The 12,775-nt window shown below is 45.5% G+C and carries 11 protein-coding genes; 1 reads left to right on the plus strand and 10 read right to left on the minus strand.

Annotated elements, in window-relative coordinates:
• Window positions 1–32: 32 nt before the first annotated feature.
• The 8 genes from ACF8OV_RS07030 to lrp all read right to left on the minus strand — a co-directional run bounded on the left by ACF8OV_RS07030 (window position 33) and on the right by lrp (window position 8,993).
• Window positions 33–299: a DksA/TraR family C4-type zinc finger protein gene (locus ACF8OV_RS07030; protein WP_021449297.1), complete on the minus strand. Its 267-nt coding sequence runs from the start codon at window positions 297–299 to the stop codon at window positions 33–35.
• Between the two features lie 134 nt (window positions 300–433).
• Entirely contained in the window at window positions 434–874 is a 441-nt protein-coding gene (locus tag ACF8OV_RS07035) for a hypothetical protein (protein WP_203502841.1), read from the minus strand.
• Window positions 868–1,434, minus strand: a complete 567-nt coding sequence (locus tag ACF8OV_RS07040) for a hypothetical protein (RefSeq protein ID WP_021453009.1) — start codon at window positions 1,432–1,434, stop codon at window positions 868–870. The genes ACF8OV_RS07035 and ACF8OV_RS07040 overlap by 7 nt, the downstream gene beginning before the upstream one ends.
• Before the next feature lie 369 nt (window positions 1,435–1,803).
• Complete coding sequence (gene serS / locus ACF8OV_RS07045; RefSeq protein WP_005495761.1) at window positions 1,804–3,111, minus strand: serine--tRNA ligase; 1,308 nt, start codon at window positions 3,109–3,111, stop codon at window positions 1,804–1,806.
• A 91-nt stretch (window positions 3,112–3,202) separates the two neighbouring features.
• Window positions 3,203–4,492: a replication-associated recombination protein A gene (locus ACF8OV_RS07050; RefSeq protein ID WP_021447448.1), complete on the minus strand. Its 1,290-nt coding sequence runs from the start codon at window positions 4,490–4,492 to the stop codon at window positions 3,203–3,205.
• A gap of 66 nt (window positions 4,493–4,558) precedes the next feature.
• On the minus strand, window positions 4,559–5,185 hold the full coding sequence (gene lolA / locus ACF8OV_RS07055) for an outer membrane lipoprotein chaperone LolA (RefSeq protein ID WP_005460060.1): 627 nt from the start codon (window positions 5,183–5,185) through the stop codon (window positions 4,559–4,561).
• A gap of 74 nt (window positions 5,186–5,259) precedes the next feature.
• Window positions 5,260–8,346: a DNA translocase FtsK gene (locus ACF8OV_RS07060; RefSeq protein WP_203502849.1), complete on the minus strand. Its 3,087-nt coding sequence runs from the start codon at window positions 8,344–8,346 to the stop codon at window positions 5,260–5,262.
• A 152-nt stretch (window positions 8,347–8,498) separates the two neighbouring features.
• On the minus strand, window positions 8,499–8,993 hold the full coding sequence (gene lrp / locus ACF8OV_RS07065) for a leucine-responsive transcriptional regulator Lrp (protein WP_005378234.1): 495 nt from the start codon (window positions 8,991–8,993) through the stop codon (window positions 8,499–8,501).
• Between the two features lie 156 nt (window positions 8,994–9,149).
• On the opposite strand from lrp, the gene ald reads away from it, so the two are divergent.
• Window positions 9,150–10,274, plus strand: coding sequence for an alanine dehydrogenase (gene ald / locus ACF8OV_RS07070; RefSeq protein ID WP_005459904.1), 1,125 nt, complete (start codon window positions 9,150–9,152; stop codon window positions 10,272–10,274).
• A gap of 92 nt (window positions 10,275–10,366) precedes the next feature.
• Here ald and ACF8OV_RS07075 read toward each other — a convergent pair whose 3' ends face one another.
• Entirely contained in the window at window positions 10,367–11,563 is a 1,197-nt protein-coding gene (locus ACF8OV_RS07075; RefSeq protein ID WP_203502851.1) for a methyltransferase, read from the minus strand.
• A gap of 56 nt (window positions 11,564–11,619) precedes the next feature.
• Entirely contained in the window at window positions 11,620–12,594 is a 975-nt protein-coding gene (cysB, locus tag ACF8OV_RS07080) for an HTH-type transcriptional regulator CysB (RefSeq protein WP_005459882.1), read from the minus strand.
• Window positions 12,595–12,775 lie beyond the last annotated feature (181 nt).

The following is a 12,775-nucleotide window of genomic DNA, read 5'->3' on the forward strand; positions in this document are numbered from 1 at the left end:
AAACCGTCTCTTTATTTACAAGAACAGCAAAGCTATCGAAGTTGACTGTCTTTACTCGCTCGTCGATTAAATAATGCTTGGCGTTGAGACACCAATTCGATTGTTGACTGACATTCGATACAAAGACGAACACCTTTCATTGCAACTCGACGCGCTTCAGGTATCTCGTCTCCACATTCATCACAATAGTGAGCACTTTCGCCCCCTTTAATATTGCCACGAACACGGGAAATCTCGTCGTCGATGGTATTTTGAATTTGTTGGCTAACGCTATCGTCATTTGCCCACCCTACGGCCATAAGCCCTCCTCGTTACTTGAATGAGAAAATCTACTTACCGTGGTAAGGTGGACGATTATATCGATTGCAAATAACAAGATAATTAGGGTGAATTAGAAAACACTATTACACCCTGGTAATAATTATGTATTCAACTACTCTGTGCTCTCTTTGAAAAGCAATGCAAGGTTACTAATACTCTCTTCTTCACACTCAAAATACTCTGTTTGCCCTGACAGCCTAAAAGTAACACTGAGTGTTCTCTGTACCTCATTAAACTCCTCGCTAAAGTACTCACTGACTGATATAACGCGTTCACCAATACTAAATTCCAGTGACTTTTCATCCACTAACGCTCGATGATAGTGTCTAACGTGATAATCTTGAGGTCTTATCCATTGGGAAAGCTGACTTCGATTGGCAATAAACTCTTTAAAGTGAAGCCCTTCCTTATCTTGGTCTATCGATATACTAAGCTTCGTAGTTTGGCTTACTGTGCATTCAAAGACTTTTCTAGGCGGAGTGTCTGCGAGAGCAAACGTGCTCACCATGGCAACAGCTAAGAACCAAATAACCGCCATGAGTTTCATTACCATTCAGCCAGCACAGTAAATGAAGCTTGCTCAGACATGCGAGTTAATACATATCCGTGTGAAGAAGAATACGAGCCACTGAGTACACTATTTTCTTTCTCAATAACGATATCCTCGATGCCGTCAGCGTTGTAATCACCTTTTGCTACAACCGTGATGACTTGAAAACCACCGGTCGCGTCGAAGTACTCTGCTCTCACTTCACTGACGACTCGAGTACTTTGGATATGGTCTGCTTCATCCCACGTTGGTAGTGTCTTTACTTTCTCCTCACTTTCGTCAGATATAACAAAAGCAAGTGCACTTGGAGCGAATTTAGGAAAGTTATCGTCTAACTTCAATTTCGATATAAATGAGCGCTTAGAGGCAGCTAACTTTGCCATCTCACTCCATGTTTGACACTGCATTAAATACGCTTTAAACGCGCCGTATTCATAGGCTTTGGCCGCAGTAAAACCCGCCAAGTTTGCTTTAGTCAGGTCTTTGCAATTAGACACCGATTTTGTTTCGCCAGATGTACGACTCAACTCAAGCTCATATCCCCAGTCGAATGAATTGCGCATATCTATATTTTCTTGGGAAGGCTGCGCTATTTCGCGTGCGAAAAAGAGGTCGGTTCGCTCACTATCTAGATATTGAGGCTGGATAAGTTTACTTGCGATAACACTCTCGCTAACGAGCAAGGTAAGAGGAAAAATAACAAGCAAAGAAAGATGATTTAATGGCATAACGTTTAACAACAAGGACAAATAAAGCCGTTAGCTTGTCATTTTAAAACCGCTTAGAAAATATCATTTGTCACATCCTGTCAAATTCTGGGCGAGCTCTTCACTATTGCGTGCGCTATCTACATAATAACGTATTTTCACTCGACGCAGATAACAAAAAACCCAGCGCTGAGGCTGGGTTTTGGTGTTCTAGTGGCTAATGAATTAACCGATGTGCGTTGCGCCGCCCATGTACTTCTGAAGTACTGCAGGGATTGCAATGCGACCATCTGCTTCTTGGTTGTTTTCTAGGATAGCAACCATGGTACGACCAACTGCTAGACCAGAACCGTTTAGCGTGTGTACAAGCTCAGGTTTCTTCTCGCCTTTACGACGGAAACGCGCTTGCATACGACGAGCTTGGAAGTCCCACATGTTAGAACATGAAGAGATTTCACGGTAAGTTTCTTGAGCAGGAACCCAAACTTCTAGGTCGTAAGTTTTACGAGCGCCGAAGCCCATGTCGCCTGTACATAGAACGACTTTACGGTAAGGAAGTTCAAGAAGTTGTAGAACTTTCTCAGCGTGACCTGTTAGCTCTTCTAGCGCGTTCATTGAATCTTCTGGCTTCGTGATTTGTACTAGCTCAACTTTGTCGAACTGGTGCATACGAATCAGACCACGAGTATCACGACCGTATGAACCCGCTTCTGAACGGAAACATGGAGTGTGTGCTGTCATCTTGATAGGTAGATCCGCTTCGTCAGTGATAGTGTCACGAACTAGGTTCGTTACTGGTACTTCTGCTGTAGGGATTAGAGACAGTTTACGTGGCTCTTCGTCGTTTACTTTTTCCGCTAGAGGCTCAGTGTGGAAAAGATCTTTACCGAACTTAGGAAGCTGACCAGTACCGAATAGGCTGTCAGAGTTCACTAGGTAAGGTACGTACATCTCTGTGTAGCCATGTTCTTCTGTATGAAGATCTAGCATGAACTGAGCAATTGCACGGTGTAGACGAGCAAATTGACCTTTCATCACGATGAAACGTGCGCCAGTGATCTTAACTGCACTTGCGAAGTCTAGACCGCCACCCATTTCGCCTAGGTCAACGTGGTCTTTCAAATCGAAGTCGTAAGTCTTAGGCTCACCCCAACGAGAGATTTCAACGTTGTCATTTTCGTCTTTGCCATCTGGCACTTCATCTGCTGGGATGTTTGGTACAGAAAGCGTGAATTCGTCTAGTTGAGCCATTACTTGCTCAAGTTCAACTTTCTTCGCGTCAAGATCGCTACCTAGAGTACCGATTTGTTTCTTGATCTCTTCTGCGCCTTCTTTGTCGCCAGCCGCCATTTTTTGGCCAATTTGCTTGGAGATGGAGTTACGCGTGGATTGTAAATTTTCTACTTCTACTTGAATGGACTTACGTTGTTCTTCAAGTTTACGAATAGTCTCTACGTCTAGCTTAAAGCCACGACGCGCCAGTTTAGCAGCTGTTTCATCCAGCTCTGTACGAAGTAATTTAGAATCCAGCATTGTTAATCCTATGCTTTTTGTTGTGAAATCACGCGCACTTTCCAAGCGTACGCGTTAAAAAAATTTACTGAACAAATGTATCCAAAAACGCCTACTTTTCATAGCGCTTTTGTTGGCTATTTGCGTCTAATTTAGCCAAGTAATCTAACTTTTCGCCGATTTTGGTTTCTAGACCGCGATTTGTCGGCTGATAGTACTTACGATCCGCCATTTCTGGTGGCAAATATTGCTCACCCGCTGCATAAGCACCCGGCTCGTCGTGAGCATATCGATATTCTGCGCCATAGCCCATGTCTTTCATCAGACTGGTGGGTGCATTACGCAAGTGATGCGGCACTTCATATTCAGGCAAGTTATGTGCGTCAGTGAGCGCTTGTTTCCAAGCAACATAAACGGCATTACTCTTTGGAGCGCACGCGAGATAAACAATTGCTTGAGCAATCGCACGCTCACCCTCTGCTGGACCAACGCGTGTAAAACAGTCCCACGCGGAGAGTGCAACTTGCATGGCTCTAGGGTCCGCATTGCCGACATCTTCCGATGCTATCGCAAGTAATCGACGGGCAATGTAAAGTGGATCACAACCTGCAGCTATCATACGAGCAGCCCAATACAAAGCGGCATCTGGGTTTGATCCACGAATAGATTTGTGCACAGCGGAGATCAAATCGTACCAAATGTCGCCTTTATTATCGAAGCGAGAGACTTTCTCCCCGGCTACTTCAGCAAGCAGTTTGAGTGTTATCTCTTTTTCACCCTGCGCATTGTCCTCTGCCATATCGTAGAGAAGTTCAAGGTAGTTAAGCGACATGCGAGCATCGCCGTTCACCAACTCGGCTAGACGGTCTAACACATTATCAGCAAAGTTCGCTGGCGTATCGCCCAGGCCTCGTTCTTTGTCGTTAATCGCTTGATTTAGTGCGAGTGAGATCTCTTCTTTATCCAGTGAAGTCAGCTTGTAGACTCGAGCACGAGACAACAATGCGTTGTTCAGTTCGAAAGACGGGTTCTCTGTCGTTGCGCCAATAAACGTTACGGTTCCATCTTCAATATGTGGTAAGAACGCATCTTGTTGCGATTTGTTGAAGCGATGGACCTCATCCACAAACAAGATGGTGCGGCGACCCGCCATTTTGTTCTCGCGCGCTTTTTCGATTGCAGCACGAATCTCTTTCACACCGGACGTCACCGCAGACACACGTTCAACTTCCGCATTGGCGTAATTAGCAGCGACTTCCGCTAACGTGGTTTTACCTGTACCAGGAGGCCCCCAAAGGATCATTGAGTGGACATGGCCAGCCTCTAACGCGCGACGCAGGGGTTTACCCGGGCCAAGAATGTGTTGCTGACCGATGTACTGCTCAATAGTTTGCGGTCTCATACGAGCAGCAAGGGGACGAAAATCTTCGTCCCCCGAGAAATCTAATGTGTAATTACTCACTACCTATTAATTCCTTTGATCGTCCACTTCCACGCCTTTTGGAACTGTGAACGTAAATCTGTCTGCTTTTGGTTTGCCAAGCTTAACATTACTGAATGTAAAGAGCCCTTTCTGACCATCTTGCTCGATGACGTTAAAGCCTTTCACTACGCCTTTCGCGTCAATATTGATCTGGAACTGACCTTGAGTAGAGTCTACTGCGGTTGGGATAAGCGTAAATTCATTCCCTTTCTGGGAGATCTTATAATTATCCCAATCACTTGCTCTGTTGCGAGTTAAGAGTACAAATGGTGTTTGCTCGGTCGCTTGCTCTTGCCAGTAAATGCTGACTTGCTCAATAAACGGGCTGTAGTACCACAAAGTTTTACCGTCTGAAACCAACAAGTTCTCATCTGGGAATGTCGTGCTCCAACGGAAAAGGCTTGGACGAGCGATTTCAACCGTGCCTTCCCCTTCCATGACCGTTTCCCCTTCTGGGCTGATCACTTGCTGAGAGAAATCGGCACTGAAGCCTTCATTCATCGCGAGGCGTTTGTTCAGTTCATCTTTTGGAGAGGCTGCATTTGCAGCAGAGAAGAAAGAAATGCTTAAAACTAGCGCTGAGAAAAGTTTCGCTGAAAATCGTTTTTTCATTCAGATACCTATCAGAGGGTCAAAGACCTAAAGTTACTCACCTCAGTTGGACTAAGGTGAGTAAAACAAGTTCATTAATCTTTTGGTGGCGCAGGAGCCAAGACTTCACGGTTACCATTGTGACCCGGCGCACTCACGATGCCTTGAGCCTCAAGCTGCTCGACAATTCGTGCGGCACGGTTATAACCGATTTTGAATCGACGCTGCACGCCAGAAACCGAACCACGGCGCGACTGAACCACGTGCTCAACCACCTGATCAAACAATGGATCCATCTCTTCATCTGATTCCATTTGTTCGCCCGGAAGCAAACTTTCTGGGCCTTGCTCACCACTGATGATTTCATCGATGTAGTTTGGCTTACCTCGCGCCTTCCAGTTGTTCACCACAGCATGTACATCATCATCCGACGCAAATGCGCCGTGAACACGAATCGTATGGCTAGAACCTGGAGGCAAGTACAGCATGTCACCCATACCAAGTAGCGATTCCGCGCCGCCTTGGTCAAGGATAGTACGCGAGTCCGTCTTCGTTGATACAGTAAACGCCACGCGTGTTGGAATGTTTGCTTTAATCAGACCTGTAATAACGTCAACCGATGGACGCTGAGTTGCAAGAATCAAGTGAATACCAGCCGCACGCGCTTTCTGAGCCAAACGAGCAATCAGTTCTTCAACCTTTTTACCCACAACCATCATAAGGTCGGCAAATTCGTCAACAACAACGACGATATATGGCAATTTCTCAAGCAACGGCGGTTCTGTATCCATACTGTCGCCTTCTTGCCAGAATGGATCGTGAATTGGGTGGCCGGCTTCTGCTGCCATCTTCAACTTCTCGTTAAAGCCTTTCACGTTACGCACACCCAGTGCCGACATCAGTTTATAACGGCGTTCCATTTCACCCACACACCAACGTAGAGCATTGGATGCGTCTTTCATATCCGTAACAACTTCGGCAAGAAGATGAGGGATACCTTCGTAAATAGAAAGCTCCAACATTTTCGGGTCGATCATAATGAAGCGTAGATCTTCTGGAGAAGCTTTGTAGAGCATACTCAAGATCATGACGTTTACACCGACCGACTTACCTGAACCTGTCGTACCCGCAACAAGTACGTGAGGCATTTTAGCGATGTCAGCAATGACAGCTTCACCCGCGATATCTTGACCAAGTACCACCGTCGTTGGCGATTTAGCTTGCTCAAATTGAGGGCTGCTGATGACGTCTGATAGATAAACCGTCTGACGACTCATGTTTGGCAACTCAAGACCGACATAAGGTTTGCCTGGAATCACCTCTACAACGCGTACCGCCATCGCCGATAGAGCACGCGCCAAGTCCATAGACAGACCAGAAATTCGACTTACTTTCACACCTGGCGCCAAATCGAGCTCGAATCGAGTGATGACTGGGCCTGGGTAAATGCCGACCACGTCAGCTTTAATTTTGTAGTCTGCAAGCTTGCTTTCGACTAAACGCGCGACTTGCTCAAGCGCTTCACGATCGATGAAGTTTTCACGTTTTTCCGGATGGTAAAGCAATTCAAGTGTTGGCAGCGGCTCTTCTGGCACTGGTAAATTCTGCTCTTGCTTCATCAAGAATGGGTTTTGCGTCGCGGCAACTTTTGCTTGCGCGCTGGATACCATGCTTTGGAATGCGGCAACATCTTGATCGCCATCTTGCACTTCCTCAACCTCAACTTCTTGTGGCGCTGGTTCAAACGCTACACTCGGCTCTGGTGTCTGTTCTGGTTGAATTTGAGAAACCGATTGTGGTTGAACCATAGGTTGAGGCTCTGGTGAACGCGACTGAGGTTGAGGAGCAACATATGCCTCCTCTTCATCTACTACATCAAAATCAGAGATGGTTGGTTCAATATGTTCACTTGGCTCAGCGTGGTCGGTAATGTCATCAAGTGCACGAGTGTCAATAACAGGTTCTTCGTGTGGCGTTGGTTCCACATGGAGTTGCTGTTCTTGCTGAGCAGCAAACTGTTCATACTCTTCATAGCTTGATTCTCGTTGAGGCGTATCGTGTTCAACAACCTCTTCATGCTTGGCTTGCACCTGTTCTTGATAGACTGCGTTTGTATCCGCATAAGATTGGCTTGTTTGTTCTTCTGACGCCCAATCATCTGCTTGCTGCGCTGCAGCTTCCAACTCTTCGATGGTTACATTCAGCTGCTTGGTACGCTCAACCATTGGATCCACGTTATCTGTGCTGACCGCTTTAAGTTGTGGTTCTGGTTCAACATACGTTGGCGTCGCATTTACTGCCGCAACTCGTTGAGTTTGGGGCTCTGGCGTCGGTTTTACCGTAGACGTTTCTGATTTGGCTTGCGGCATATATATAGGATATTCGTGTACTGCCGCTTTCTCTTTTGGCTCTTCAACTTCGTAAGCCGTTAAGTGAGGAAGCGTCTCGTCGTCTTGTTGATCGTCTTCAACGTGTTTTGTTGATACTTTATCCTCAACAAACTCATCAAGCTGAGGCTCTAGCGTCTCTTGTTCTGAACCTCTGAACTTATTCGCGATGGCAGCCAATACCGCTAACGAGCGATCACCAAGCCATTCGACGATGTTCAGCCAAGAAATCCCCGTAAACAGAGTAAAACCAGCCCCCCACAGAAATAGAAGGACGAGTGTTGTACCCAGTACATTCAACGTCGGCAAAGCAAGGCTTGATAGAACATCGCCTACTACACCGCCCGATGAGAAGTACCAAATATCATCGAAGTTAATATCGGCAAGGCCGCAACTGGTCATGATAAGAACAGTTAGGCCCAGTAAACGGGTTCCCCACAGCATAAAATCAATTGGCTCATCTTCCCCTCGCTTACGACAAATCACCCACGCAGCGGCAGCCAGTAGGAAAGGAATCGGATAGGCGAGAGAGCCAAAAGTGAAAAATAGAGTGTCGGCAAGCCATGCGCCAAACAGGCCACCAGCGTTATCGATCTCCCCCCCCCATGCAGTTTGGGACCAAGATGGATCAGCTGGACTAAAGGTAAATAGTGCTACAGCGAGCAATACCGAGCTAAGAACGCCAACGATAAAGCAGCACTCTTTTAAGCGTTGGAAGCCATTTAAGCGTGAAGACTGAGGCTCTTCACTGGTTTTAATGATGGTTTCGACTTTCTTTGCGTTCTCTTTGAACATAAATCAACTTGAATATGGAAATGAAATAGGAATTTGCAAAACATTCCGAGCGGCATCAAGCCGCTCGGTAAATTGATTTAACCATATCAAAGAGAAAAACCCAATTACTCTATGGCGAAAGCGGAAGCATATACCGCTTTCTTTGCAAGAAATTAACGAGTTTTAATCACAAGCTGGTTAGATTGTTTCACTTCTTCCATAACTACGTAGGTGCGAGTGTCATTTACGCCAGGTAGACGTAGTAACGTATCGCCAAGTAGTCGACGGTAAGCACCCATATCAGATACACGGGTCTTTAGAAGATAGTCAAAGTCACCTGAAACTAGATGACACTCTTGAATGTCGTCTAGCTTTTGAACAGCTGAGTTAAACTGTTCAAACACATCTGGCGCACCACGGTTTAACGTAATCTCAACGAATACCAGTAGTGATGCATCTAGGAACTGCGGATTAAGTAGCGCAGTATATCCTGTGATGTAGCCTTGACGCTCTAAGCGACGCACACGCTCCAAACATGGCGTTGGAGAAAGTCCTACACGTTTTGAAAGCTCAACGTTTGAAATACGACCGTCTTTCTGCAGTTCATTAAGAATGTTGCGGTCGATACGGTCTAGTTCCTTGGACGGCTTTTTATAGTTGTCTGCCATTTTTTATTCCACCTTATTACTTCCTTGCAAAAAAATATACTACAACTTTTTAATATTTGGTGCCAAATTTTACAAACCTATAACTATACTAGTTACAAATTCGACAATAACACCCTACAAATAGTTTTTACAACCATTATAGAAAGAGGATACAGGATGATCATTGGCGTACCTAAGGAAATCAAGAACCACGAATACCGTGTGGGTATGATCCCTGCTAGCGTGAGAGAACTCATCTCACATGGCCACCAAGTTTTAGTTGAGACCAATGCAGGTGCCGGCATTGGTTTTTCAGACGATGATTACATCGCCGTCGGCGCATCCATTCTCCCTCATGCTGCAGACGTTTTCGCGCAAGCAGACATGATAGTAAAAGTAAAAGAACCCCAAGCAGTTGAGAGAGCAATGCTCCGCGAAGGGCAAATTTTATTTACTTATTTACACCTAGCACCAGATTTTCCACAAACTGATGAGCTAATCAAGAGCAAAGCTGTCTGTATAGCCTATGAGACTGTAACAGATAATATGGGTCGTTTGCCACTGTTAGCACCAATGTCAGAAGTGGCAGGTCGGATGTCTATCCAAGCGGGTGCGCAAACGTTAGAAAAATCACACGGTGGTCGTGGTTTACTTCTTGGCGGCGTACCTGGTGTTGAGCCTGCTAAAGTCGTTATCGTTGGTGGTGGTGTCGTTGGTGCAAACGCAGCTCGTATGGCTGTTGGCCTTCGCGCAGACGTAACAATTCTTGACCGCAACGTAGACACTCTGCGTAAACTGGATGAAGAATTCCAAGGCCAAGCGAAAGTCATTTATTCTACAGAAGACGCTATCGAGAAGCATGTTCTAGAAGCAGACCTTGTTATTGGTGCAGTTCTAATCCCAGGCGCGGCAGCTCCGAAACTGGTAACAAAAGAGCATATTGCTAAGATGAAGCCAGGCGCAGCAATCGTTGACGTAGCTATCGACCAAGGTGGTTGTTTCGAAACATCTCACGCGACAACACACGCCGAGCCTACTTACGTGGTTGATGATGTCGTTCACTACTGTGTAGCAAACATGCCTGGTGCAGTTGCACGTACTTCAACTTTCGCATTGAACAATGCCACTCTCCCTTACATTGTGAAACTTGCAAACAAAGGCTATCAACAAGCTCTTCTGGAAGACAAAGGCTTCCTAGAAGGTCTAAACGTGATTCACGGTAAAGTCACTTGTAAAGAAGTCGCAGAAAGCTTTGACCTTGAATATGTAGATCCTGAACAAGCTATCGCCATGTTCAACTAACAACAAAATTAAGCAATTTTGTCACGTTTTGTTTACAAAAGCCCACAATAAAGTGGGCTTTTTCATATAGTCGATTTAGATATAAAAAATAACTAATTCTTATATGCACAAATTAAAATATTTCTCGGCGTAACTGATTTAGGGCAAAACTCTGCCAATCTAACACGATAACCACGTCCTTCAAGATAAAGCACTTTGTCTAATGCGAGCCAGATCTCCAAAGGTCGCTGAAAAACCAGTTGCACTAAGCTCATTCTTTCCATATGCCAAAAACGTTTTATTGCCCGCTTTTCAAACTCGGCAAAGTCAATCGCTTGGTTAATCTCGATACCTTTTTCTTTCGCAGCCCAGAGACACAATGCCTCAAAACCATCACTTAACTGTGATTTTCGAATGCTTGGCACGGGTTGATACTCATCAACTCCCAAAATCTCACGTGTCAGTAAATCAAAACCAAGCCTGAATACCATCTCTTGTTGACGATGGCGACGCACACGTTCACCGCCTGTCACCGTCTGTTGCAATGGAATGCGCAGTTCATGCTTAGACAAAATGAGTTCAGACGCTCGTACTGATTGGGATAACGCTTGGTACGTCTCGCTTTGAATCAAATGATAACAGCAAGGTGAAATCGTCATCGCCGCGATGCCGGCTTCACTTCCATATTCCATCAACCGGACATGAAGGTCACCACAAGCATGCAGTGCGACAGCATGTTGCGTGGGTTTGAATACTGCCTTGGTTTGAGGATCAAACGCGTCACCTTGGATAAAGGTCATTTTCCAATGATGTTCATTCGCGGCTTGTTGGCCGGAGTCGCATAACGCTTGTTGATATTCAAAACTGGTCACTGGTTGATCGGTTTGCGTGGTTAAGATCCGACCTAAGTATCCTTTACCCGAGCACCACTCTAACCATTCCTCACCTTGATGAGATTGAATCGCTGCCTCCCCCATCGCTGTGATCTGTTCTAACTTGCGCCCTGGGATTCCACTGTCTAACCCTCTTTCTAGCGCTAGGCCATCTAATGCCATCGACTCTAACTGTGTATGCCTAAGTAAGGATGGTAAATCTGGCAAAAACACACTGATTTCATCCAACGCAAGGTCTGAGTCAGCTTTGAGATTTTCTATTTGTGAGGGAGAAAGCGATTCTAACCATTGGCAAAGCTGAGGGTGCGTTTCCTGCCAAGGTAATGATGGTTGGATGCTGCTTTGAAATGGCTCGAATCGCCATAATGGTTGATGCTCAATTAAGCAGTCATTAATAAATTGAAATTGCGTTTGCATAGCTCCCCCTACAATTTGGGATGGATTGTAGGGGGAATCGTAACTTGAATGAAGTGTTATCTTACCGGAAGCTCGATGTCTTTAAACATCTCTTCAATTTCAGCATTCGACTTAAGAGAAATCGCCTGTTCTACAACAGGGCGCGTTAAGTGCGGTGCGAAACGCTCCATAAAGTCAAACATGTAAGAACGCAGGAACGTGCCACGGCGGAAACCAATACTTGTTGTACTTGCACCAAACAAATGGCTCGCATCAATAGCAACTAAATCGCGGTCTTGCTCTTCATCGACGGCCATGCTCGCAATCACACCAACACCGATACCCATGCGCACATACGTTTTAATCACATCCGCATCGGTTGCAGTGAACACGACTCGCGGCGTCAAACCTTCACGGTTGAAAGCGGTATCTAACTCAGAGCGACCAGTAAATCCAAACACATAAGTCACCAAAGGATAAGCAGCTAAATCGTGAATAGTAACTAAGTCTTTCTTCGCCAACGGATGATCTTTTGGCACCACAATAGAGCGATTCCAGTGGTAACAAGGCAACATGATAGCATCTTGGTAAAGATGGAGAGCTTCTGTCGCAATCGCAAAGTTGGCTGTACCTTTTGCAATCGCTTCAGACATTTGAGAAGGCGTACCTTGATGCATGTGCAAAGACACTTTCGGGTAACGTGCCGTAAAACCTTTGATGACATCGGGCAATGCATAGCGCGCTTGAGTATGGGTTGTTGAAATATTTAACGTGCCCATTTCAGGGTGAGTATGCTCGCCCGCTACCGCTTTGATGCTCTCAACACGAGCAAGGATTTCTTGGGAAATACGTACTATCTCTTCACCTGCTGGTGTCACTTGCGTTAAATGTTTACCACTTCGTTCGAAGATCTGGATTCCCAGCTCATCCTCTAGTAAACGAACCTGCTTACTAATACCAGGCTGAGAGGTGTATAAACTCTCTGCCGTCGCAGAAACGTTTAGGTTATGGTTCACAACCTCAACAATGTACTTCAGCTGCTGCAGTTTCATCGTAATCCCTTACTCATTCACGAGATAATAATGTCATAACTAAATTGACCGCTCTTACGAGCGATATAATGATTAGTTATAACGCGATCACAACGAAATGAACAGTAATTTCTAACATATAGCTGATAACCTTAAGCAGAGAAACAATATGCACAATGTTGAGCTTATAAAAACATCGATT

The organism is Vibrio sp. GLN_1 (assembly GCF_043106015.1).
Taxonomy (GTDB): domain Bacteria; phylum Pseudomonadota; class Gammaproteobacteria; order Enterobacterales; family Vibrionaceae; genus Vibrio; species Vibrio parahaemolyticus.